General features: G+C 72.6%; 22 protein-coding genes. 11 read left to right on the top strand and 11 right to left on the bottom strand.

Features of this window, described 5'->3' with window-relative positions:
* The 4 genes from AC07DA_RS15490 to AC07DA_RS15475 form a co-directional block, all read right to left on the bottom strand.
* A complete protein-coding gene (locus AC07DA_RS15490) occupies nucleotides 1–1,719 on the bottom strand; it encodes an ABC transporter substrate-binding protein (protein WP_479128287.1) in 1,719 nt (572 codons plus the stop codon).
* Nucleotides 1,720–1,881: 162 nt separating this feature from the next.
* Nucleotides 1,882–1,974, bottom strand: a complete 93-nt coding sequence (locus tag AC07DA_RS15485) for an Ms4533A family Cys-rich leader peptide (RefSeq protein WP_479128285.1) — start codon at nucleotides 1,972–1,974, stop codon at nucleotides 1,882–1,884.
* Between the two features lie 67 nt (nucleotides 1,975–2,041).
* The gene (locus tag AC07DA_RS15480; protein ID WP_479128406.1) at nucleotides 2,042–3,487 is read right to left on the bottom strand and encodes a DUF3152 domain-containing protein; all 1,446 of its coding nucleotides are present in this window, start codon (nucleotides 3,485–3,487) and stop codon (nucleotides 2,042–2,044) included.
* A 452-nt stretch (nucleotides 3,488–3,939) separates the two neighbouring features.
* On the bottom strand, nucleotides 3,940–5,007 hold the full coding sequence (locus tag AC07DA_RS15475; protein WP_479128283.1) for an alpha/beta fold hydrolase: 1,068 nt from the start codon (nucleotides 5,005–5,007) through the stop codon (nucleotides 3,940–3,942).
* Between the two features lie 257 nt (nucleotides 5,008–5,264).
* Here AC07DA_RS15475 and AC07DA_RS15470 point away from each other — a divergent pair, with 257 nt between their 5' ends.
* The 4 genes from AC07DA_RS15470 (at nucleotide 5,265) to AC07DA_RS15455 (ending at nucleotide 7,216) form a co-directional block, all read left to right on the top strand.
* The gene (locus tag AC07DA_RS15470; protein WP_479128281.1) at nucleotides 5,265–5,489 is read left to right on the top strand and encodes a hypothetical protein; all 225 of its coding nucleotides are present in this window, start codon (nucleotides 5,265–5,267) and stop codon (nucleotides 5,487–5,489) included.
* A gap of 207 nt (nucleotides 5,490–5,696) precedes the next feature.
* Nucleotides 5,697–6,344 (top strand): TetR/AcrR family transcriptional regulator, encoded by a 648-nt coding sequence (locus AC07DA_RS15465; protein ID WP_094057729.1) that lies wholly within the window; start codon nucleotides 5,697–5,699, stop codon nucleotides 6,342–6,344.
* A 136-nt stretch (nucleotides 6,345–6,480) separates the two neighbouring features.
* On the top strand, nucleotides 6,481–6,708 hold the full coding sequence (locus AC07DA_RS15460; RefSeq protein ID WP_309096965.1) for a DUF3107 domain-containing protein: 228 nt from the start codon (nucleotides 6,481–6,483) through the stop codon (nucleotides 6,706–6,708).
* A gap of 238 nt (nucleotides 6,709–6,946) precedes the next feature.
* Nucleotides 6,947–7,216, top strand: coding sequence for a hypothetical protein (locus AC07DA_RS15455; RefSeq protein WP_479128278.1), 270 nt, complete (start codon nucleotides 6,947–6,949; stop codon nucleotides 7,214–7,216).
* A 109-nt stretch (nucleotides 7,217–7,325) separates the two neighbouring features.
* On the opposite strand, the gene AC07DA_RS15450 is transcribed toward AC07DA_RS15455, so the two are convergent.
* Nucleotides 7,326–8,075: a ferritin-like domain-containing protein gene (locus AC07DA_RS15450; protein ID WP_479128276.1), complete on the bottom strand. Its 750-nt coding sequence runs from the start codon at nucleotides 8,073–8,075 to the stop codon at nucleotides 7,326–7,328.
* A gap of 477 nt (nucleotides 8,076–8,552) precedes the next feature.
* Between AC07DA_RS15450 and AC07DA_RS15445 the strand changes: the two genes are divergently transcribed.
* On the top strand, nucleotides 8,553–11,336 hold the full coding sequence (locus tag AC07DA_RS15445; protein ID WP_479128274.1) for a DEAD/DEAH box helicase: 2,784 nt from the start codon (nucleotides 8,553–8,555) through the stop codon (nucleotides 11,334–11,336).
* Nucleotides 11,337–11,440: 104 nt separating this feature from the next.
* A complete protein-coding gene (locus AC07DA_RS15440) occupies nucleotides 11,441–12,319 on the top strand; it encodes an alpha/beta fold hydrolase (protein WP_479128272.1) in 879 nt (292 codons plus the stop codon).
* 101 nt (nucleotides 12,320–12,420) lie between these two features.
* On the opposite strand, the gene AC07DA_RS15435 is transcribed toward AC07DA_RS15440, so the two are convergent.
* Complete coding sequence (locus AC07DA_RS15435) at nucleotides 12,421–13,314, bottom strand: NYN domain-containing protein (protein WP_479128270.1); 894 nt, start codon at nucleotides 13,312–13,314, stop codon at nucleotides 12,421–12,423.
* Between the two features lie 227 nt (nucleotides 13,315–13,541).
* Here AC07DA_RS15435 and AC07DA_RS15430 point away from each other — a divergent pair, with 227 nt between their 5' ends.
* Nucleotides 13,542–13,694 carry a hypothetical protein gene (locus AC07DA_RS15430; RefSeq protein WP_094057445.1) on the top strand — a complete coding sequence of 51 codons (153 nt, stop codon included), beginning with the start codon at nucleotides 13,542–13,544 and terminating at the stop codon, nucleotides 13,692–13,694.
* Nucleotides 13,695–13,827: 133 nt separating this feature from the next.
* Nucleotides 13,828–15,930 carry a trypsin-like serine peptidase gene (locus AC07DA_RS15425; RefSeq protein WP_479128267.1) on the top strand — a complete coding sequence of 701 codons (2,103 nt, stop codon included), beginning with the start codon at nucleotides 13,828–13,830 and terminating at the stop codon, nucleotides 15,928–15,930.
* A gap of 2 nt (nucleotides 15,931–15,932) precedes the next feature.
* Here AC07DA_RS15425 and AC07DA_RS15420 read toward each other — a convergent pair whose 3' ends face one another.
* The 3 genes from AC07DA_RS15420 to AC07DA_RS15410 form a co-directional block, all read right to left on the bottom strand.
* Entirely contained in the window at nucleotides 15,933–16,538 is a 606-nt protein-coding gene (locus AC07DA_RS15420) for a MarC family protein (RefSeq protein WP_094057443.1), read from the bottom strand.
* Nucleotides 16,539–16,632: 94 nt separating this feature from the next.
* Nucleotides 16,633–17,493 (bottom strand): PHP domain-containing protein, encoded by an 861-nt coding sequence (locus AC07DA_RS15415; protein ID WP_479128265.1) that lies wholly within the window; start codon nucleotides 17,491–17,493, stop codon nucleotides 16,633–16,635.
* Nucleotides 17,494–17,603: 110 nt separating this feature from the next.
* The gene (locus AC07DA_RS15410) at nucleotides 17,604–18,245 is read right to left on the bottom strand and encodes a DUF6758 family protein (RefSeq protein WP_479128262.1); all 642 of its coding nucleotides are present in this window, start codon (nucleotides 18,243–18,245) and stop codon (nucleotides 17,604–17,606) included.
* Between the two features lie 159 nt (nucleotides 18,246–18,404).
* On the opposite strand from AC07DA_RS15410, the gene AC07DA_RS15405 reads away from it, so the two are divergent.
* A complete protein-coding gene (locus tag AC07DA_RS15405) occupies nucleotides 18,405–19,628 on the top strand; it encodes an MFS transporter (RefSeq protein WP_479128260.1) in 1,224 nt (407 codons plus the stop codon).
* Nucleotides 19,629–19,658: 30 nt separating this feature from the next.
* On the opposite strand, the gene AC07DA_RS15400 is transcribed toward AC07DA_RS15405, so the two are convergent.
* Nucleotides 19,659–20,243, bottom strand: a complete 585-nt coding sequence (locus tag AC07DA_RS15400) for a suppressor of fused domain protein (protein ID WP_479128258.1) — start codon at nucleotides 20,241–20,243, stop codon at nucleotides 19,659–19,661.
* Nucleotides 20,244–20,735: 492 nt separating this feature from the next.
* On the opposite strand from AC07DA_RS15400, the gene AC07DA_RS15395 reads away from it, so the two are divergent.
* Both AC07DA_RS15395 and AC07DA_RS15390 read left to right on the top strand, forming a co-directional pair.
* On the top strand, nucleotides 20,736–21,851 hold the full coding sequence (locus tag AC07DA_RS15395; RefSeq protein WP_479128256.1) for a magnesium and cobalt transport protein CorA: 1,116 nt from the start codon (nucleotides 20,736–20,738) through the stop codon (nucleotides 21,849–21,851).
* A 23-nt stretch (nucleotides 21,852–21,874) separates the two neighbouring features.
* Complete coding sequence (locus tag AC07DA_RS15390) at nucleotides 21,875–22,390, top strand: hypothetical protein (RefSeq protein WP_479128254.1); 516 nt, start codon at nucleotides 21,875–21,877, stop codon at nucleotides 22,388–22,390.
* A gap of 13 nt (nucleotides 22,391–22,403) precedes the next feature.
* Here the strand turns inward: AC07DA_RS15390 and AC07DA_RS15385 are convergent, their stop codons facing one another.
* Nucleotides 22,404–23,150, bottom strand: a complete 747-nt coding sequence (locus AC07DA_RS15385; RefSeq protein ID WP_479128252.1) for a hypothetical protein — start codon at nucleotides 23,148–23,150, stop codon at nucleotides 22,404–22,406.
* Nucleotides 23,151–23,375: the final 225 nt, after the last annotated feature.

The following is a 23,375-nucleotide window of genomic DNA, read 5'->3' as shown; positions in this document are numbered from 1 at the left end:
TCACTTCACCGCGACCTGCGAGACGTCCAGCACACCGGTCCAGTCGCTGATCACGACGTTCTTGACGTCCTTGCCGTACAGACGCTTGTAGACGGGGTGGAACAGCGGGACGGTCAGGGCCTTCTCGCCGATCTTCTTGTCCAGTGCGCCCCACCTCCGGGCGGCCTGGTCGAGATCCGTCAGCTTGTTGATCGCGTCGATCTCCGCGTTGACCGTCTTGTCGTCCAGCAGGCCCGTGTTGAAGTTCGCGCCGTCCTCGACGATCTGCCGGCCGTCGAAGATCGGGGCGAGGAAGGGACCGCCGGAGGGCCAGTCGGCGCCCCAGTGGGCGAGGAAGAAGCCCGGCTCGGTCTTCACGTCGTGGATCGTGTCGGAGTAGTCGTTCTCCTCCAGGCCCTGGAGCCTGACCGTGATGCCGGCCTTCTTGAGCGCGTCCTGGACGGCGGTCGCGATCTCCGGGCTGGTCTCGAAGTCCCGGGCGTTGGAGTGCGTGAGCGTGACGGTCAGGCCGTTGGGGTGCCCGGCCTCCTTGAGCAGCCGCTTCGCCTTGACCGGGTCACCGGCCCTGCCCGCCGGGAAGTGGTCGTAGGGCGTGTACCCGAAGGACTTCTGGTCCGGCAGGAAGGTGGTGGCGGGTTCGGCCAGGGCGGAGCCGCCGGCGGCGTTGACCACGGAGGAGCGGTCGATGGCGTACGAGACGGCCTGCCGCACCTTGACGTCGTCGAACGGCGTGATCCTCGGGTTGAACGCGAGGTAGTTGGTGTAGCCGAAGTGCCCGGTGCCGACGCGGGAGGCGAGGTCCTGGTCGCCGGTCACCTTGGCGAGTTCGGCGGGGCCGAGGTTGGTGTCCGTGGTGACGGCGGCGGCGTCCGCTCCCCGGGACGCGGAGAGCCGCTGGTTGATCACGGACGAGTCGAGCCCGGACCGTACGTCGATCTTGTCCGGGTAGGCCTTGCGCTCGGCGTCGGTCGCGGCGGACCAGTGCGGGTTGCGCTCCAGCACCAGCCGTTCGCCGTCGTTCTCGTTCCGCACGACCTTGTACGGCCCGGACGAGACCGGGTGCTCCTCGTACTTGGTGCCCGTGTCCTTGCTCTTCGGGACGGGCGTGAACTGCGTCTGGGTGGCCAGGTACGGGAACTCGCCCTCGGGCTTGTTCAGGCGGAAGACGATGGTCCGCTCGTCCGGCGTCTCGATCGCGTCCAGGCCCTCGCCGTCCTTGTACGGACCCTGGTAGCCGGCGGCCCCGACCAGCCAGTCCCGCAGGTACGGGGCGCCGCCGGACAGCTCGGGTGCGAACGAGCGCTCGATGCCGTACTTGATGTCGGCGGAGGTGATGGGGGTGCCGTCCTCGTACTTCAGGCCCTTCTTCAGGGTGTACGTCCACACGGTCGCGTCCTTGTTGGGGCGCCCGGTGTCGGTGGCCAGGTCGGGGACGACCTTCGTACCGGCGGCACCGTCCTCGCGGTTGCGGGTGGTGAGCGTGCGGAAGACCAGGGACGGGACGTTGCCGCCGCCGGAGGTGTAGAGGCGGGCCGGGTCGAAGTCCTGCTGGGGGTTGGCGTTCAGGACCGTCAGGGTGCCGCCCTCGTGGGGCGTGGAGTCGCCGCCGGCGCCCTCGGCATCGTTGTCCCCGGGGCCGCAGGCGGCGGCGCCCGCTGCCAGGACCAGGCTCACGGATGCCGCGGCCACGCGGCGCGCTATGACGGACGGTTGGCGCATCGGAATGACGACCTCTCGGAAGGCGTCTCGGATCACGAGACGAAATGACGAAGGGTGAGACGGAGAACGGCAGACGTCTGCCCGGCGCCGGGTCGTCGAAGAAGCCGCGACAGGGTCACGGCGAAGAAAGGGAGAACTCGCGACGCGCGCCTCGGGCGGGCGTCAGCGACAGTGGATGTCGGCCACGCAGAGCGGGGTCACGCCGATGAGCGCCAGCTCGATGGCGGCGCGAACGGAGGCGTGACGGCGAGACATGCCCAGAAATATGTACGAACTCTCCGCGCATGTCAACGCCCGGCTCGCCACACCCTCGATCCGGCCCTCAACTTCTCGGATACGGCCAGGGGTTGGCCTTGCAGCGGACGCCGTCGTGGTCGAGGAACTTGGTCTGCTGCTGCATGACCGGGGCGAGGTCGCCGTCCTTGTCGCAGGTGACGTGACCATAGCCGAGGCGGTGCCCGACCTCGTGGTTGATCAGCATCTGCCGGTAGGCGTGGATGTTGGCGTCGCCGTACGTCTCGGAGCCCTGCGCCCAGCGGTAGGCGTTGATCATCACGCGCTCGGTCGCGGCCGAGTCGCAGGAGACGTTGTCCACGGTGGTGTCCAGGCCGGACTTGGCGCACCAGTCGGCGGTCGTGCCGGGGCTGGCGAGGGTGATGACGAAGTCGGGCTTGCCGGAGTGGATGCGCTCGAAGGTGCGCGCGCCGTCGTGGGCCCAGCTGCGCCGGTCGTTGAGCGTCTTCTGCACGGCCTCGGCGAACAGCCCGGCGTCGAGCCCGAGCCCTTGCTCCACGTCCACGCGGTAGGTGAACTTCTGCCCGGTCCCGGGTGCCTTGGCGATGCCGGGGACGGCGTCGAACCTGCCCGGGCCCTTGAGCGTGGCGCCGAGCGGGTACGTCCGGGCCATCTTCGCGTCGTACGTCAGCGGTGCGGCCTGCGGGGCCGGGGCCGCGTCGGCCCGGCCGGCGGCGCGGGAGGCGGGGTCGCGGACGTCGCGGGCCCGGTCGGTGGCGGACTGCGACTGCACCTCGGCACCGCCCTGGTCGTCGGCGACCTGGCCGGCGACGATCACGGCGAGCACGGTGGTGACGGCCGCGGCCGCGATGCCCGTGAAGGTGCGGCCCTTGCCTCCTCTGCCCGGCGCGGGCGCACCGGTGGGAGGCGTCGCGCCGGGATCGCCGGAGCGGCCGTCGGCCGGGGTGTCCGCGTTCCACTCCGCGACGGAGGCGTAGGCGTCCGCCGCGTGCGCGGAGGCGGGCGTACGGGGCGCGAAGACGTCGTCCTCCTCGTCAAAGGCGTCGAGATAGTCCTGCCGCGGTCCGGGCACGCAGGCCCGGCGCTGCCGGGGTATGGCGGCCCCGGCGGCCGCGCGTCCCGCACCGCTCCCCTTCAGCTCACCCCAGCCACCCCCGGCCTCCCGCTGCTCGGGGTGCCCACCCCGGGCCTGCGCAAAGCCGTGCGCGGGCGTACCGTCGACCGGCCGGCGCACACCCGGCGCGGGAGTCCCGTCCGGCACCCGAGGAACACCCGGCGCGGGCGTCCCGTCAGGCACCCGAGGAACACCTTGCGCGGTCGTCCCGTCAGCCACCCTGGGAACACCGTGCGCAGGCGTCCCGTCAGGCAGCCACGGCACACCCCGGGCCGGCGTGCCGTCGGCGAAGCGCGGCACACCACGCGCGGGAGTCCCGTCCGGCACCCCAGGGGCACCCTGCGCGGGCGTACCGTCGGGCAGCCGCCGTACCCCCCGGGCCGGAGTGCCGTCGGGCAGCCGCGGGAATCCGTGCGCCGGTGTTCCGTCCGGCAGCCACCCCTCCGGCAGGCGCGGCAACCCGTGCGGCGGCGTCTGCTGCGACCGCGTCATATGTGAGCCCGTCACATACGGAGTCGTCACATGCGGCGGCGTGTGCGGAGACTGCGGGCGCGGAGGCTGCGTATGCGGCGGTTGCGGGTGCTCGGGCGCGCCACGCGGCGCGGCGGCCTGCCCCGGTACGGGCCGCGGCCCGGGCACCCGGCGAGGCCCCGCGTTCGACGGCGGCCAGCCGCCGTACCCCGGCCCGGGCGGTGCCGACCGGGCGCCACGGCTCTCGTCCGGCGCCTGGCCCTGCCCGGGCACCGGCCCCTGCGTCGCCGCCCCGGTCCGGCCGTCCCGTGCTGCGGTGGTCTCCGCGGGGTCGCCCTTGGCGACGGCCCCACGGCGGCTGTGGCGTCCCACGTCGCGCCTCAGCCCCCCATGCTCTCGTCGGTGGTGTCCCGGTCGACGGCGTCGTCCGCGCGGGCACGCGAGTCGTCACTGTCCGCCGCGCCCCGCGCCCGCCGCGCGCGCTGCGTTCCCAACTCTCCGGAGTCGTCCAGCAGTTCACGGAACGCCCTGGCGACCGTCTCCGGGTACTCCATCATGGCCACGTGTCCCGCGTCCGGCAACGTCACCAGCCGCGAGTCGCGGAAAGCCCGGGCCGCCTTCTGGGCCATACGGAAGCCCACGAGCTGGTCGCGGCCGCCGTAGACGAGCAGTGTCGGTGCGAGGACGCGCTCGGCCTGGCGCCACAGTCCGTGCTGGCCACCGAGGGTGTAGGCGTTGACGATCCCACGCGCGGAGCGCGCCATCGCGTCCCAGAAGTACGGCAGCCTGAGCCGCCGCTCCATCTCCTCCACCGCGTTGCGGAATCCTTCCGGCGTGACCCGTCCCGGATCTCCGTAGCACAGCGCCATCACGCCGCGGACGCGCTGCTCCGCGGTCCACTCGCGCGTGATGCGCGTGAAGAGGGGGGCGATCCCGGGCACGGCGAGCAGCCCCGTCGGCACGGCGGAGCGCTGCACTCGGATCTCCGGCAGGGCGGGCGACACAAGCGTGAGCGTACGGACGAGATCGGGCCGGACCGCGGCGACACGGGTGGTGATGGCGCCGCCGAGCGAGTTCCCGAACAGGTGCACGGGCCCGCGGCCGGAGGCGTCGAGGTAGCGGATGACCGCGCGGGCGTGGCCCGTGACGGAGTAGTCGCCGTCGTCCGGGGGCGGGGAGTCGCCGAAGCCCGGCAGGTCGAGGGCCTCGGGCTCGACCACGTCCTCCAGCAGCGGCATCAGCGCCGACCAGTTCTGCGAGGAACCTCCGAGCCCGTGCACGTACAGGGCGGGAGGCAGCCCCTCGCGCGCGGGCGGCCGCGACCGCACGGTCAGCGTGACCCCGGGCAGTTCGACCGACCGCAGCCGCTCACCCTCCGCGACCCGTACGGTCCCCACCTTCGGCAGCACATTGGCGGGCGGCACGAACGGCAGCTCGGTCGAAGACATGCGGCAATGTTACGAGACGATCACGCGGTGACTCATGTGTTCGTCTGTGTTCGCCGTCACAGGAACAAGGCACTTGGGAAGGGGGCGCGTGAGGCACTCGGGAGCACCATGGAAGGCAGTCGAAGGGGGTACGCACTGGGTCACGCCCCGGACGCGGATCGCATAGCGTCCGGATCGGGTGTCTCCTAGGCTCGTACAGAGGGCACCCGCGTGTGGCCCCTGCATTCCCAGGGACGTTCGTAGGAAGGGAGCCCAGCATGGCCGTAGACCCCACCGACCCGGAGACGTTCGAGGCCGAGGACGCGACCGAGACGCCCGAGTTCGGCGTCGAGGCGCCCGAGGTCGACGCGGCCGAGCAGCAGGCGGACCTCGCGCCGGACCGCGACGACCCGCTGACCGGCGTCGACCCGGACCGCGCCAACGAGGCCGACCTGGTGGAGCAGGCCCGGATCGTCGCCCTCGACGAGGACGACTACCGGTGACGCTCGCCACCGGCGGACACCGGACCACGCCATCGAGCAGGAAAGGAGCCGCATTTTGCCCGCTCTGAACCTGTTTGAAACCTTCTCAACCGCTTTCGTAACCGTCCGGTCCGTGAAATTCTGCGCTCTCACCGCGCACACCACGGTTACCGAAAAGTACGATGGCGACGCGGCCAGATCCGCACGTGGACGACTATGGGAGGCGGCGTGACAGCCATCGAGCAGACAGAGGCGGTTCGCCCGCGGGGCACACGCCTGCCGCGCCGTGCCCGACGCAACCAGCTCCTGGGCGCCGCCCAGGAGGTCTTCGTGGCCCAGGGCTACCACGCGGCCGCGATGGACGACATCGCGGAGCGCGCCGGTGTCAGCAAGCCGGTGCTCTACCAGCACTTCCCGGGCAAGCTCGACCTCTACCTGGCCCTGCTGGACCAGCACTGCGAGTCGCTCATCCAGTCCGTGCGGCACGCGCTCGCGTCGACCACCGACAACAAGCAGCGCGTCCGGGCGACGATGGACGCCTACTTCGCGTACGTCGAGGACGACGGCGGCGCCTTCCGGCTGGTCTTCGAGTCGGACCTGACCAACGAGCCGGCGGTGCGCGAGCGCGTCGACAAGGTCACCAACGAGTGCGCCGAGGCGATCTGCGACGTGATCGCCGAGGACACGGGCCTGTCGCGCGCGGAGTCCATGCTGCTCGCCTCGGGCCTCGGCGGACTCGCCCAGGTGGTGGCCCGCTCGTGGCTGCACAGCGACCGCAGCGTGCCCCGCGACCAGGCGGTGCAGCTGCTGACGTCGCTGGCCTGGCGCGGCATCGCGGGCTTCCCGCTGCACGGGACGGACCAGCAGCACCACTGACGGGGCGCGATGTTCCCGTCCGGTGTTCGCTCGTGGCGTTCTCGGGCGGAGCCTGTACGTCCCCTCACCGGGCTAATGTGTGCTGCGTACGGCGCGGAAGTTCGCGCACATCACTGACCGTCGGAGGGACATAGCCGTGGAGGTCAAGATCGGCGTGCAGCACGCGCCCCGCGAGATCGTTCTGGAGAGCGGTCAGAGTGCCGATGAGGTCGAGCGGGCGGTGTCCGAGGCGCTGGCCGGGAAGTCGCCGCTGCTGAGCCTCGTGGACGAGCACGGCCGCAAGGTCCTCGTCCCGGCCGACCGCCTCGCCTACGTCGAGATCGGCGAGCCGGCCCCGCGCAAGGTGGGCTTCGGCGCGCTGTAGGCGCTCGTGTGCGAGGGGGCGTGACGGCCGCGGCCGTCACGCCCCCTCGGCGTTTCCCGCCCCGTCCCCCGGTGTCTCCCCGCGCCTTCCCGTTGTCCTCCCGCCCCCGTGCGGCACCGGGGTTCCGCCACGGATGGCGCACAGGTAGCCCACAGGGGTGGATTGGATTTCGCAGGTCAGGGGTAAGACGGGCTACGACCGATTTGGGCAGGCCGGCCATGTGGGAGGGACCCCCGACATGTTCCTGGAAGCGCTGAGCTCCGCGATCCTCGGCCTGGCTCTGGCGTGGGCGGCCACGCACCGGCTGGCGCACCGCCTGCCCTCCCGCCCGCTGGTGCTGTCGACCGGCGTCGCCGGCGCCCTCTTCGGCGCCTTCGTCATGCACAGCGCGCTCGACGCGGGGCACCTGCTGCTGGTGCTGATCGGCGCGGTGACCGTCTCGGTGGCCTCGCTGTCGCTGCTGCTGCGCCCCGCGGGAAGACTGCGCCGCCGTTCGGCGACCGCCTGACGGGTCGCCGATGGTGGCGCTCACGGCACTCGAGACGCCTGGGGCGGCAGGGCGACGGACGTGACACCGGCCCGGGGCCGGCCAGGTGACCGCCGGCAAGGAAGCCTGACTAGGCGGCCAGCCCCAGCGCGGCCATCCGCTTGGTGTGGGCCTCGGTGATCCGGGAGAACATCTTGCCGACCTCGGCGAGGTCGAAGCCGTCCGCGACCCCGCCGACGAGCATGGTCGACAGCGCGTCCCGGTCGGCGACCACCCGCTGCGACTGCGACAGGGCCTCGCCCATCAGCCGCCGCGCCCACAGCGCCAGCCGTCCGCCCACCCGCGGGTCGGCGTCGATCGCCGCGCGCACCTTCTCCACGGCGAAGCCGCCGTGCCCGGTGTCGTCGAGCACGGCCAGCACCAGGGAGCGGGTGTCGGAGTCCAGCCGGGCCGCGACCTCCCGGTAGAAGTCGCTGGCGATGGAGTCGCCGACATAGGCCTTCACGAGCCCCTCCAGCCAGTCCGAGGGCGCCGTCTGCTTGTGGAAGCCGTCGTACGCCGCCACGAACGGCTCCATCGCGGAGGTCGGCTCCTCCCCGATCTCGGCGAGCCGGTCGCGCAGCCGCTCGAAGTGGTGGAACTCGGCCGACGCCATCTTCGCCAGCTCCGCCTTGTCCTCCAGCGTCGGCGCCAGCTTGGCGTCCTCCGCGAGCCGCTCGAACGCCGCGAGCTCCCCGTAGGCGAGCGCACCGAGCAGGTCCACGACCGCGGCGCGGTACTGCGGGTCGGCGGAGGCCGTCGCCCAGTCCCGGGCGGCGACTCCGGTCGGGGCGGCGGGGGCGGTGTCCGAGGCGTTGCCAGGCTTGTCAGAGCTCGTCATGAAGCGCACAATAGCCCGCCCGCCCGGGGGCGTAAGGCCCTGGTCAATCACTGTGACGACGACTACGTGACCAAATCGGCCATCGCGTGTGCGCGAATCCGGGGTATGGTGGTAATGCGCCTGCTGGTACGTCGACGTACCTCGACAGGCCGCACGTATGAGGATGCCCGGTCGGTGGCCCGATCGGCTCCGACCCGACAGCCCTCCCCGGCGTACGGCACCACGCGTACGAGACCCGGAGGGGACACCCTCAGCGGCACGAGCGCTCGAGCGTCGGCGCGGTCCCGTGCTCTACGGCCCGCCCGTAGGCAGCCGACGTCCCCGGCACGGTCCGACACGACCCCCGCGCTCGCCTCGCGTCGCCCACACAGAAGAGGCAGCACCCTGACTACGACGTTCCGAGAGCTCGGGATCCTTCCCGAGACCGCCGAGGCCCTGGAGGCCGTCGGCATCACCACCGCCTTCCCCATCCAGGAGATGACGCTCCCCGTGGCCCTGTCGGGCTCGGACGTCATCGGCCAGGCCAAGACCGGCACCGGCAAGACGCTGGGCTTCGGCCTCCCGCTCCTCGAGCGCGTCACCGTCCCCGCCGACGTCGAGGCCGGACGCGCCAGGCCCGAGGACCTCACCGACGCCCCGCAGGCGCTGGTCGTCGTCCCCACGCGCGAGCTGTGCACGCAGGTCACCAACGACCTGCTGACCGCGGGCAAGGTGCGCAACGTGCGCGTCCTCGCGATCTACGGCGGCCGGGCCTACGAGCCCCAGGTCGAGGCCCTCAAGAAGGGCGTCGACGTGGTCGTCGGCACCCCGGGCCGGCTGCTCGACCTCGCCGGGCAGAAGAAGCTGAACCTGAAGCACGTCCGGTGCCTGGTCCTCGACGAGGCCGACGAGATGCTCGACCTGGGCTTCCTGCCCGACGTCGAGAAGATCATCAACATGCTGCCGGTGCGCCGCCAGACCATGCTGTTCTCGGCCACCATGCCGGGCGCGGTCATCGGCCTGGCCCGCCGCTACATGTCGCAGCCCACGCACATCAGCGCCACCGCGCCGGACGACGCGGGCGCGACGGTCGCGAACACCAAGCAGTTCGTCTACCGCGCGCACAACATGGACAAGCCCGAGATGGTCGCGCGCATCCTCCAGGCCGAGGGCCGCGGGCTGGCCATGGTCTTCTGCCGTACCAAGCGCACGGCGGCCGACCTCGCCGACCAGCTCAAGCAGCGCGGCTTCGCCTCCGGCGCGGTCCACGGCGACCTCGGCCAGGGCGCCCGCGAGCAGGCGCTGCGCGCGTTCCGCAACGGCAAGGTGGACGTGCTCGTCTGCACCGACGTCGCCGCCCGCGGCATCGACGTCGAGGGCGTCACGCACGTCATCAACTACCAGTCGCCGGAAGAGGAGAAGACGTACCTGCACCGCATCGGCCGTACGGGCCGCGCGGGTGCCAAGGGTACGGCGATCACGCTCGTCGACTGGGACGACATCCCGCGCTGGCAGCTGATCGACAAGGCGCTGGACCTGGGCTTCAACGACCCGCCGGAGACGTACTCCACGTCCCCGCACCTCTTCTCCGACCTCGGCATCCCCGAGGGCACGAAGGGCGTCCTGCCCCGCTCGGAGCGCACGCGCGCCGGGCTGGACGCGGAGGAACTGGAGGACCTGGGCGAGACGGGCGGTCGCGGACCGCGCGGGCGTGGCGGCCGGGGTGGCCGCGACGACCGGGACGAGTCCCGCTCGGCCGACCGCGAGCGTTCCCCGCGTACGCCGCGCCGCCGTCGCCGCACGCGCGGCGGGGCCCCGCTGGACGCGCCGGGTTCCGCCGGCGCCACCGCGCCGGAGGCTCAGGCCACGGCTCCGGTCACCGGTGCCACGGCCGAGGCGGAGGCCGTCACGGCTCCGCGCACGCCGCGCCGCCGGCGCCGCACGCGCGGCGGGGCGACGGCCGAGGCCGCGCCGGCCACGGCCGTCGAGACCTCCGCGTCCGCACCGGCGGAGAACGCCGTCGCGACGGCCGAGGGCCCGGTCGCCGAGGCCCCAGAGACGGCCGCGAAGCCGCGCCGACGCCGGACGCGCAGGTCGGAGGTGCCCGTCGCGGAGACGCCGGCGACCGAGACCTCGGCGGTCGAGGCCGAGGCCGCGGTGACGCCGTCGGCCCCGGAGCCCACGGTGACCGCGGAGGCCGCCCCGGTGACCGCGGAGGCCGCTCCGATGTCCTCGCAGCCCGAGGCCCCCGGCACGCCGAGCCGCCGCACCCGCAAGGCCACGACCACCGAGGCCGAGGCCGCCGTCGACACGGCGGAGACGACCGAGGCCAAGCCGCGCCGGACGCGCAAGGCGGCCGCCGCCACTGCCGGCACGGAGACGACCGAGGCCAAGCCCAGCCGTACCCGCAAGGCCACGGCCACCCAGGCCGAGGCCGCCGTCGACACGGCCGAGACCGCCGAGGCCAAGCCGCCCCGCACCCGGAAGACGGCAGCCGCCGCCACGGACACGGAGACCGCCGAGGCCAAGCCCCGCCGCACCCGCAAGGCCACGGCCGCCACGGCCGAGGCCGCCGTCGACACGGCCGAGGGCACGGAGGCCAAGCCGCGCCGCCGCACCCGCAAGGCCGCCGAGCCCGCCGAGCCCGCCCAGGCCGCCGGCATCCCGGCCCAGACGGCTCAGGAGCCCGACGCCACCGAGGCCAAGCCCCGCCGCACCCGCAGGGCCACGGCCACCCAGGCCGAAGTCGCCGTCGACACGGCGGAGACGACCGAGGCCAAGCCGCGCCGGACGCGCAAGACGGCCGCCGCCGCCACGGACACGGAGACCGCCGAGGCCAAGCCCCGCCGCACCCGCAAGGCCGCCGCCGCTGCCGAAACCGCCGTGGACACGGCGGAGAGCACGGAGGCCGCCGAACCCAAGCCGCGTCGCACCCGGAAGACGGCCGCCGCCGCCACGGACACGGAGACCGCCGAGGCCAAGCCCCGCCGCACCCGCAAGGCCACGGCCGCCACGGCCGAGGCCGCCGTCGACACGGCCGAGGGCACGGAGGCCAAGCCGCGCCGCCGCACCCGCAAGGCCGCCGAGCCCACCGAGCCCGCCCAGGCCGCCGACATCCCGGCCCAGGCCGCTCAGGAGCCCGACGCCACCGAGGCCAAGCCCCGCCGCACCCGCAAGACCGCAGCCGTCACGGCCGAGGCGGCGGACGGCGTGGCGGAGGCCAAGCCCAGGGTCCGCCGTACCCGCAAGGCCACGGCCGCCGCGGAGCCCACGGAGGGCTGACACACCCCCGTTCGACGGCCCGGTCCCCGCACAGGGGGCCGGGCCGTCGGCGTTCCCCCGGGCGCGCAGCCGCTGCCGGCTCCCCACCCGCTACCCTCACCCCCGTGACCAGCCACCCCGCCTTCCCGCCGCCCCCGGGCGCCCGCGCGTACGCCCTGCGCACGGCCCGGGGGCAGTTCGCCGTCGTCGACTCGTCGCCGGAGCCGGGAACGGAGGTCAGGGGGGTCGTGCTGATGCTGCCGGGGTTCACCGGGAGCAAGGAGGACTTCCGGCTGCTGCACGAGCCGCTCGCGGCGAGGGGATACCGGCTCGTCGCCGTGGACGGTCGCGGACAGCACGAGTCGGACGGCCCGGCCGACGACGAATCCGCCTACGCCCAGCCCGAGTTGGCGAGGGACGTGCTGGCGCAGGCCGAGGCGCTCGGCGTGCCCGTGCACCTCGTCGGGCATTCGCTCGGCGGGCAGATCGCCCGTGCCGCCGTGCTGCTCGACCACTCGCCCTTCCTGTCCTTCACCCTGATGTCCTCCGGCCCGGCGGAGATCTCCGTGTCCCAGCAGCAGCGGGTGAAGCTGCTCCGGGACGCGCTCGCCGTGCTGTCGATGGAGAAGGTGTGGGAGGCCATCCGGGCGATGGGGCCGCCGGAGGAGGTCGGTGGGCCGGCCCGGGGCCTCGGCGGCCAGGACCAGTTGCGCCGCCGCTGGCTGGGCAACAGGCCGGCCCAACTGCTCGCCACGGGCCGTCAGTTGTGCACCGAACCGGACCGTGTCGACGAACTCGCCGCGGTGCCGCTGCCGTTCCACGTCCTGTCGGGCGAACGCGACGACACCTGGCCGGTGGCGATCCTGGACGACATGGCCGTGCGGCTGGGCGCGCACCGCACGGTGGTCGCGGGAGCCGAGCACTCCCCCAACGCGGACCAGCCCCTGGCGACGGCCCGGGCCCTCGCCGACTTCTGGGACCGCACCCGCGCGACCGGCGGCTAGCGTCCGTCGTCCGGATCACGCCGCACACGCGTGGTCCGGCACGCTCACCGGCACCGGGACAGCACCGCCCCTTGCCCGCGCCCCGGCCGAAACGCCAGGTCCTAGTACTGCGTCTGCAGGTGCTCCCAGAAGCCGTCCCGCAGGGCCCGCCGCAGATCGGCCTGCCCGCGCAGCGAGTACTGCAGCAGGCCCTCCGCCTCCACGAGCAGGTCCTGGTCGACCGAGCCCGGCAGATAGGGGTGCCCGGGCAGCAGTTCCACCAGTGAGTCCCGGCCCCGCGAGGCCAGCCACTTCGCCGAGATCTGGGCGCCGACGAACCGCACGTCCTCGCGGCTGGGCCGGCCGGCTCCCGTCTCGTGGGCCGGGGCCACGCGGCGGGAGACGTACGGCTTGAAGAAGTCGAGGTCGAGCGTGCGCTGGCTGTCGACCTCCCACAGGAGCGGCTCCGCCTGGTTGCGGCCCTCCGGTGCCTCGATGCCCCAGAGGTGGACGCGGGCGCCGTAGCCCTGGGCCGCCTCCACCGCCGACACCAGGTCCTCGTCGCCGCCGAGCAGGGCCGCGTCGCTGATGGCGCGGTGGCGGGCGAGGGACTCCAGGTCGGTGCGGATGAGGGAGTCGACGCCCTTCTGCTGGTTGTTGGCGTTCAGGTTGCCCAGCCGGACCTTGACGTCCGGCAGCTCGGCGATGGTCTGCTGCTCGGCGGTGTGGATGCGGCGGCGGGCGCCGTCGTACCAGTAGACGCGCAGCAGGCGGCTGTCCGCGAAGACCGTGCGGGCCCGGTCGATGAGCGCGTCGATCAGGCCCTCGGCGTCCAGGTCGAAGGCGCGGCGGTCCTCCGTGCCCGCCACCAGGCGCCCCGCGGCCGCGTACAGGTATCCCGCGTCGACGAAGATCGCGTGGGTCGAGGGTGTCTTCGCCACCTCGGCGAGCATGCGCTGGAGCAGCTCGTTGGTGCGGTCGATGCGGGCACTGAGGGCCGCGAGGTCGTCGTTCATCACTTCCATTGTCCCGGCGGTCACGCTGCGAACACAACTGGTCCCGGTCGGTCCCGTAACGACACTCTTACAGCTCAGTAATTAGACGTTCGAAAATTTTCCTTAGCGTAGGGAATGTTTGACCCGTGCATCTCTGTTGACCCATACGGAACACCGAGCACCGCAGCCGGTGGGCCGCCACTCAAGTAGTTCTCCTCAGGAGGATGACCAGACGAAGGGAGAAGCCCTTGCGCTTCGAAATCATGCGACTCGACGACGTGGACGGCACGCCTGTGGACACGACCGTCGTGGATGCCGCCTCCGTCAATCGCATCGTGCAGCAGGCCGCCGCCATCGGGCAGCGCCTGTGGATCCGCCCGGCCGAGACCACGGCCTCATAACGCGCGGCTCTCCCACACGTCGCAGCCCCCGCCCGGCACCGGCCGAGCGGGGGCTGTGCTGTTGCGGGCCTCCGTGGCCGGGGGCGTACTGGCTGCAAGGCACGTCGAGAGCGAGAACGGGACGGTGGTCCGCATGGCGGTGACGGGCCGGTCGAACGCGGAGCTGCACGAGCAGGCGGTGGCCGAGGCCGCGCGGCGGTACGAGGAGTCGTCCCCCGAGCGCGAGCGGGTGGAGAGCCGGATGGCGGCCGGGGTGCGCTTTCCCGACGCCCCGGACGCGCTCGCCGTCCGCGCGGACCGGATCCTCGACCGGGGCGGTCTGTCGGCCTCGGCGGTGGTGGCGGACATCCACCGGGAGGCCATGGACCTGCCCGACGCCAACGAGCGCATCATCGACCTGTCCAACGAGCTGCAGGCCTGGAGCTTCCTGCCGCACGGGGTCAGGGCCGGGACCACGGTCGCCCGGATCACCCTGCGCCGGGACGGCCGCGAGCTCCCGCACGGCACGGGCTTCATGGTGTCGCCGCGGCTGATGATGACCAACCACCATGTGCTGCCCGACGCGGACTTTTCGCGCCACTGCTTCGCGGAGTTCAACGCCCAGGTCACGGTCGACAACCAGCCCGACACCGTCGTCCGCGTGGAGTTCGACCCCGGGACGTTCTTCGCCGCTGACCGGCGGCTCGACTTCGCCCTGGTGGCCCTCGCGCCCGCCCGGGACGGCCGCCCGCCCGGGGAGAGCTTCGGCTGGAACCGGCTGAGCGTGCAGATCGGCAAACTGGTCCTCGGCGAGAGGGTCAACATCATCGGCCACCCGGACGGGCGCCTGAAGGAGATCGCGCTGCGCGACAACGCCGTGCTGGTGCGGCTCGACGACTTCGTCCACTACCGGACCGACACCCGGCCCGGGAACTCGGGCTCCCCCGTCTTCAACGACCAGTGGGAGGTCGTGGCCCTGCACCACAGCGGAGTGCCGAAGAAGGACGGCCAGGGACGCGTCCTGCGCAGGGACGGCCGGCCCTGGGAGCGCGGCGACGGCGACGACGCGATCGACTGGGTCGCCAACGAGGGCGTCCGGATCAGCTCCATCCTGAAGCACCTGGCCGGGCTGGACCTCGACCCCGGGCGCCGGGCCCTGCTCGCCGAGATGGGCCCGGACTCCGGACTGGACCGGAGCACGGTCGTCGCACCCGCACCGCCGCTCACCCCGGCCGTCGGCGCGCAGACCGGCGCGCCCGCCGCGTCGGGCGCCGCACCCCCGGGGGCCCCGGCCGCGCGGGAGAGCGGAACGGCAAGACCCCGGGCGGCGGGACCGAGGACCGGCCTGCGCGCCCGGAGCACCGCCTTCGGCGGCCGCAGGCACCTGGTCTTCCTGCACGGCAGGGACCAGCACGAGAAGGAACCCGTGGACCTCCGCCTGATCTGGACCGCGGGTCTCAACCACGGCCTCACCCTCGCCTCACTGCCCCCGCTGGACCCGCAGGACGTGTGGTTCCCCTTCTACGGCACGCGCCTGCACGACCTGGTGAGCGGTCTGGAGAGCCCGGCCGAGTCCGTCGGCCGCGACCGGCTCGGCGTCGCCGCTGCCGCCGAGGTCTTCGCCGCCGAGTCCCCCGCGGGCTCCTACGAGCGGCTGATCCACGAGGCGGCCGCCCGGGCCGGCATGCCCCAGGGCGCTCCGGAGGCCACCGAGGGCTTCGGAGCGGGCCTGGTCGGCACCCTGCACCGGCCGCTGAGCTGGCTCGCCGCCCGGTCCGACCTGGACGAGTGGACCATCGCCACGTTCCTGCGGGACGTCGACCTGTACCTCGGCGACGGTGCCGTGCGGCAGGCCGTGCTCGACAGCGTCCTGGAGACGATGCCCGCGACCGGTGAACTCGTGCTGGTCACGCACAGTCTGGGCACGGTCGTCGGCATGGACCTGCTGACCCGGCTGCCCGGGGGGCTCGACCCCGTCCTGCTGGTCACCGCGGGCAGCCCGCTCGGCCTGGACGGCGTCAACGAGCGGCTGCTGGCCCGCGGCCCGCACCGGCCGCCCCGGGTCCGCGACTGGGTCAACGTCTGGTGCCCCACCGACGGGGTGGCCATCGGCTGCCCCCTGGACGACGAGCGCTGGGGCAAGCTCTCCCAGCCGCCCGTCGCCAACGGGCGGGACCGCGCGCACCGGATGGACGAGTACCTCTCCCACGTGGAGGCGGCCGGCCCGATCGGCTCGGTCCTCACGGGCGGCGGCTGACCTCAGCTCCCCTGGACCACCTGCGTGACGCCGTTGATGATCTGCTGCACGGCGATGGCGGAGAGCATCATGCCCGCGAGCCGCGTCACCAGGACCACTCCGCCGTCCTTGATGATCCGGATGATCACCAGCGAGTAGCGCATCACCAGCCACAGCACGACGTGGATGGCGAGGATCGCCGTCCACACGGACACCTGCGCGGTGACGGTGTGGGCCTTCTGCACGGCGAGGATGACCGACACGATGGCTCCCGGACCGGCCAGCAGCGGCATGCCCAGCGGCACCAGCGCGACGTTGACGTCCTTGGTCTGCTTCGGCTCGTCGGTCTTCCCGGTGAGCAGGTCGAGCGCGATCAGCAGGAGCAGCAGCCCGCCGGCGATCATCAGCGCGGGCACGGAGACGTGCAGGTAGTTCAGGATCTGGTGCCCGAGCAGCCCGAACACGGTGATCACACCGCCGGCGACGCAGACGGCCTGGAAGGCCATCCGCTTCTGCACCTTCCCGGGCCGCCCGGCCGTGAGCGCGAGGAAGATCGGGGTGATCCCCGGGGGGTCCATGATGACGAAGAGGGTCAGGAAGAGGGAGCCGAAGACGGCGAGGTCGAACATGAGCGTGATGGCCTTGCGGTGTGAGGGGAGCGGCGGAGCACGGCACGGCGACAGCGCCCGAGTGCCGGGAAAGGGGACGTGAGCGGGAGGAACCTCAGACGGCCCCGCCGGCCCCGGGCACGGGGAAGGCCCCGAACGCCCGTCGCGTGATCTCGCCGTACACCTCGGGATCCGTCGTGTACTCCCCGAGCACGCAGTTCTTCCGGCTGCCGTGGTAGTCCGAGGACCCGGTCACCAGGAGCCCGGACTCCTTGGCCAGCCCCCGCAACCGCGCCCGCGTCTCCGCGTCGTGGTCCATGTGATCGACCTCGATGCCGTCCAGCCCGGCCGCCGCCATCTCGGCGATCGCGGCCTCCGGCACGGTCCGGCCCCGCTTGCTGGCCCCGGGGTGCGCGAACACCGCGACCCCGCCCGCGCCCTTGATCAGCCGGATCGCCTCGAACGGGTCGGTCTCGTGCTTCTCGACGAAGACCCGGCCGCCGTCGGCCAGCCAGTCCTGTGTGAAGGCGTCGTTCACGGTCGGCACGACACCCAGCTCCACGAGCGCGCTCGCCACGTGCGGCCGCCCGACGGACCCGTCACCGGCGATCCGCGCGACCTGCTCCCAGGTCACGGGCACGCCCAGCTCCTGGAGTTTGGCGATCATGCCCTGCGCCCGGGGCACCCGGTCGTCCCGCACCAGCTCCCGCTCGGCGAGCAGCGCCGGCTCCTCCGGGTCGAAGAGGTAGGCCAGCATGTGCATGCTGATGCCGTCGAGCCGGCAGGAGAGCTCGGCCCCGGTGACCAGCGTCAGCCCCGGCGGCAGCGCGGCGATCGCCTCGGCGTGCCCGCGCGTGGTGTCGTGGTCGGTGAGCGCGACGACGTCCAGTCCGGCCGCCGCGGCCTTGCGCACCAGCTCGGCCGGCGTGTCCGTACCGTCGGAGGCGGTGGAGTGGGTGTGCAGGTCGATACGCACGACGCGGACTCCAGACACGGACGACACGGACAGGGCTGCTCAAGGATAACCGCATTTCCGACGCCCACTGTCACACCCGAAACCGCCCCGCGCCCCCTACAGTCGCGTCACTACGGGGCCAGCAGCCGCGGCGACAGGGCGCCGCAGGGCACCAGCTCGACCTCGGCTCCGGCCTCCCGCAGGTCCGCCAGCACGAGCTCGTCGTACATCAGCAGCCCCGACTGCTCCGGCCACACCACGGCCCACAGCCACATCCCGAGCGCCTCGCCGGCGAACACGGCCCGGTCGTCGGGCGCCCCGGAGACGTGCCAGAGGGGCGTCGGCCGCCCCGCGGCCAGCACCTTCGCCTGAGCCGGCTTCCCGACGTCCATGTACGGCCCGGGGTCCGGTCCGTCCATCCCCGCGTACCGCGCGCCGAGTCCGACGCCCAGTTCCTCGGCGACGAGGATCAGCTCGCCCATCCCGCCGAGCGGCCCGGGGCCCGTACAGGCGACGGCCGTCGCACGACCGCCCGTACGGTCGTCCCCCGCGCAGGCCACGCCCGTGAACAGCCACCCGACCGGCAGCGGCCACGGCATCCACACGGGCACCCTGGCCCGGTGCACCACGACGTTGAGGGCGTCGACACCGGGCGGTATCACGGGCTGCACCGGATGGACGGTGCCGTGCACATCGCACTGCCACGAGTCGGAGAAGAGGCCGGGAGCCCTGACCCGGCCACCGCACTTCGGGCAACTGGGTTCGCCCCTCATAGGGCCCCACGGTCCTACCCCCGCCCCGCCGCGTCAAGGACGATCACCCATCCGGACGGAACCCTTCACCGGCCACATCAGATGCCCCTTGCATTAATTAGGCTAGCTAACTTATTGTGTGTATATACCAACTATCTCCGTCCCGGAAAGGGAGCACGCATGGACCCCTTCGACGCCGGCTCGGGCGGACCGCTGAAGCAGCCCAGGTCCGTGTGGGCGACCGCCGGTGCGTCGGTCGTCGCCTTCATGGGCATCGGGCTGGTCGACCCGATCCTGCCGTCCATCGCCCGGGGCCTGGACGCCACAGCCGGCCAGGTCTCCTTGCTCTTCACCTCGTACTTCCTGATCACGGCCGTGGCGATGCTGGTGACCGGGTTCGTCTCCAGCCGCCTCGGCGGCCGCACGACACTGCTGCTCGGCCTGGCGTTCGTGGTCGTCTTCGCCGGACTGTCCGGCACCTCCGGGTCGGTCGGCGAGCTGGTCGGGTTCCGGGCGGGCTGGGGCCTCGGCAACGCGCTGTTCGTCTCCACCGCCCTGGCCGTGATCGTCGGCGCGGCGGCCGGCGGCAGCGCCGCGGCGATCCTGCTCTACGAGTCGGCCCTCGGCCTGGGCATGGCCTGCGGCCCGCTGCTCGGCGCCCTGCTCGGCGACGCCAGCTGGCGCTACCCGTTCTTCGGCACGGCCTTCCTGATGGCCGTCGCCTTCCTGTGCATCGCGGTGTTCCTGAAGGAGCAGCCGAGGCCCGCCCGCAGGATCTCGCTGCTGGACCCGCTCAGGGCCCTCGGCCACGGCGGCCTCGCCTCCGCGGCGGTCTCGGCGTTCTTCTACAACTACACGTTCTTCACCGTGCTGGCCTTCACGCCGTTCGTGCTGGACATGAGCCCGTACCGGTCGGGCGCGGTGTTCTTCGCCTGGGGCGTGCTGCTCGCCGTGTTCTCGGTGATCGTGGCACCCCGCCTGCAGCGGCGGTTCGGCTCGCTGACGGTGCTCGGCGGTTCGCTGGTGCTGCTCGCGGCCGACGTGCTCGTGCTCGGCTACGGCTCCCACGCCGCGGCCGTCGTCTGCACGGTCCTGTCCGGCGCCTTCATCGGCGTGAACAACACCGTCTACACCGAGCTGGCCCTCGGCGTCTCGGACGCGCCCCGCCCGGTGGCGAGCGCCGGGTACAACTTCGTCCGCTGGTTCGCGGCGGCGGCCGCCCCGTACTTCGCGCCGAAGATCGAGGAGTGGACCGACGCGCACGTCCCGTTCGCGGTGGCGGCCGTCACCGCGGTCGTGGGCGCGCTCGTGGTGCTCGTGCGGCGGAAGGCGCTCACGCACCAGGCCGAGGACCCGGAGTCCCGGCACGCGGCCGAGAACGGCAACACTGTCCTCGCCAACTGAAGCTCATGGCCCCGGCGTTGGTGAGCTTGCTCACTCCAGCGGGACGGAACTGCGCGACGGGTCCCGCAGGTCCGTCCCGTGGTTCAGCCACCGCTCGCGCAGCGCCTGCGCGCCGTGCACCCGCTTCCAGGCGGCCTCGTTCGGCGTCATCGGCAGCAGCGGCAGGAACCGCACCGGGTCGAGGGGCTCGTCGAGCTCCAGGTCCTCGACGAGGCCGCCCGGCTCCGCGACCAGGACCGAGGTGAAGGCGGCGCCGGGCCACAGCGGCTCACCGACGTCGAGGGAGGCGCCGGGCGCCACGACCAGCCCTTCCACCTGCGGCGAAGCGGCCAGCACGGCGAGCGGGCGGAGCACCTTGCCGGTGTCGGCGCGGCCGGCGCGGACCGAGAGGACCAGCTCCGCGCGCGGACCCTTCACGGGGTCGGCGACCACCGCCGTCGGGTCCGTCATGGGGTGCGCGGACATGCCCAGCGTGGCGTAGCGGACGATGTCGCCCTCCTGGAAGCGGAGCACCTCGATGCGGTCCGTGCCCAGGAAGGTGACGGCCGCGCGCGCGTCCGGCTCACCCAGTGCCGTACGCAACCGGGCCTCGACCAGAGGGAGAACATCTGCCATGCGGCGAGCATAGAACTCGTCGGCAGCGGGCAGACAAGCGCCTTGACACGCCGGGCGGCTGATACTCTTGCCCGGTGGTTCGGGGCAGCGCGCAGATGGGGGTCCCCCCAGGCTCCTAAAGCTCTGGGGGAGTCGCGATCAAGCCCCGACGCCGAAGGAACTCCCTTACGAGGGACCGGCCGGAGGAGGTGGGACTGCAATGGACCGAAGTCGACCGTGCAGTAGCACCACGCTCTTCCCGCCGCTGACGTAGCTGTTCTGGCTCTGGCTGGTCGCCACCTCTCGCACTCGCTCCACGCGGAAGAGCGCTTCGTTTCGCTGTGCCTGATCTGCCTCAGTAGCTGAATCAGTAACGAGACTCGCCACCGCGACGGTGCGGTGCTCCCCGCTTTGTGGACGTGCCAAACATCCTCAGCACCGACGTCCTCATTCCGGGTAGTTCCACCTGTCGGGTCCGGCGCCTTCTCGTTGCCTGTCGCGAAGGAGCCCGCCATGTCGATGATCCGCGACCTGCGTGCCGTCGTCCGCCCGTCCCGCGTGTCGCTGCGCAAGGACAGCGGTCCGTACGACACCACCCGCAGCCCCGCGACGACCTCCGCCGTCGTCGACTGCGCCGTCTACCGCGACGGCCGCCGCGTCGAGACCGACGCCCCGATGACCCCGCAGGAGGCGGTGCGCGTGGCGCGCCGCGACGGGGGTTTCGTGTGGATCGGCCTGCACGAGCCGACGGAGGACGAATTCGCCGGCATCGCCAGCGAGTTCGGCCTGCACCCGCTGGCCGTGGAGGACGCCGTCCAGGCCCACCAGCGGCCCAAGCTGGAGCGCTACGACGACTCGCTGTTCACGGTCTTCAAGACCATCCACTACGTGGAGCACGACCGGCTCGACGCCAACAGCGAGGTCGTGGAGTCCGGCGAGGTCATGTGCTTCACCGGTCGGGACTTCTTCATCACCGTCCGGCACGGCGGCAAGGGCTCGCTGCGGGCCCTGCGCCACCGGCTGCAGGACGACCCCGAGCTGCTGGCCAAGGGCCCCTCGGCCGTGCTGCACGCCATCGCCGACCACGTCGTCGACGGCTACATCGCCGTCGCCGACGCCGTGCAGGACGACATCGACGAGGTGGAGACCGACGTCTTCTCCCCCGGCCGCAAGGGCTCACCGCGCGGTTCGGACGCCGGCCGGATCTACCAACTCAAGCGCGAGGTACTGGAGTTCAAGCGGGCCGTGTCGCCGCTGATGCGTCCCATGCAGTTGCTGAGCGAACGGCCGATGCGGCTGATCGACCCGGACATCCAGAAGTACTTCCGGGACGTCGCCGACCACCTCGCCCGGGTCCAGGAGCAGGTCCTCGGCTTCGACGAACTGCTCAACTCCATCCTCCAGGCCAACCTCGCGCAGGCGTCCGTGGCCCAGAACGAGGACATGCGGAAGATCACCTCGTGGGCCGCGATCATCGCCGTGCCGACGATGGTGTGCGGGGTCTACGGCATGAACTTCGACCACATGCCGGAGCTGCAGTGGCGGTACGGCTACCCGGCGATCATGGGCATCACGGTGGTCATCTGCCTGGGCATCCACCGCACGCTGAAGCGGAACGGCTGGCTGTGAGCGGCGTGGATAGGCTGGCGCCCATGACAAGCGAGCTGCTCGACCAGGCCCTCGTCGAGGAGGCCACGAAGAAGTCCGGCCTCATCTGGGTCCAGGGCCCCGAGGGCCCGGCGCGCGCGCTCTGGCACGTGTGGCACGAGGGCGCCGCCTGCCTGGTCGGCGACGGGCCCGGCGAGCAGCCGCTGCCGGGTCTGGCCGACGGGGCCGAGGCCCGGGTGACGGTCCGCAGCAAGGACAAGGGGGGCCGGCTGGTCTCCTGGTCGGCGCGGGTCGTGCAGCTCGCCCCGGGTTCCGAGGCCTGGGAGGCGGCCGTCGGCGAGCTGAAGGGCAAGCGGTTGAACGCGCCCGACGGCGAGGCCGTGCCCGGCCGGTGGGCCCGCGAGTGCCGGGTGCTGCGCCTGGAACCGACCGGGGCGACGGCGCCCCTGCCCGACGGTTCCCTGTCCGAGCCGCCGCTGCCGACCCCGGCGACCACCCGCCGCCCGGTGCCGGCCGGCCTGCCCCGCCTGCTGCTGGGGAAGAAGCGCAAACGGGCCTGACGGCCCGGACCGCCTAGGACGCCGGCAGCTGTCGGCCGTAGTCCACCGTCTCGTTCCGCTCCGGCTCCCGAAGGGGGAAGTCCTCGCCCCAGGCGGAGAACGTGAGCGTGCCCGCGCCGCCCGCCCGCTCCAGGCGCAGGGGATACGGCTTGCCCTCCAGGGAGACCTCCAGGGTGCCGCCGGAGCCCTTGTCGCCGGTGATGCGGATGGTGCGCACCCCCGCCTGCTCGTCGTGCCCGTCCGTGGCGAGCGTGCCGTGCAGGGTCAGCAGACCGTCGAGGAGGAGTGACTTGTCCGTGAACCCGCTGAACTTCTTGTACGCCGGGTCGCCCTGCGGCACCTTCACGAACTTGCCGCCGAGCTTGGAGGCCGCCGCCGCGTCCGCCCCGCCCTCGCCGCCGCCGTGACTCCAGAAGTCCGCGTCCGCCTTGACGAAGAGCTCCTCGCCGACGCGCAGCAGCTTGAAGGTCGTGCCCCTGGTGGTGACCGAGCCGTCGCCGCCGTCGTCCTTCAGCCGCATGTCGAGCGCGTAGTTCCGCCCGCCGCTGACGACGCTGCCGTGCACCCGGACCGCACCGGCGTTCTCGGCGGCCGCGCGGGTCTTGCTCTGGATCTTGGCGGCGGGCAGTCTGCCCACCCCGTTGGTGCCCTCGTTGGGATCCTCCGCGCAGCCCGTCAGCACCGTTCCCGTCACGAGCAGTGCGCACGTCGCGGTCGCGAGTGCGGCACCGCGGCTACGGCTCTGGCGAATCGGAGTCACAGGTGGGGCTGCCTCTCTGACGGGAGACCTGAACGGCGTACCGCAGGGTACCGGGGACGTGCGGGCAGGTCGGAGCCAGTCCGTCCGGACCGCCCGCCGACGCGGTCCCGATCGGGACGGGCTAGCCTGAAGCCCATCCGAGCGGGCAATTCGGAAGAGACAGCTACAAAGACAGGCACGACGTCAGGCAGTCCCACAGGCATCAGGAACCACCCCGTACGCAAA

The sequence above is a fragment of the Streptomyces sp. NPDC044921 genome, assembly GCF_056432865.1.
Note: the sequence above shows the minus strand (reverse complement) of the source record. Positions and strands in the feature narration are given on the sequence as shown.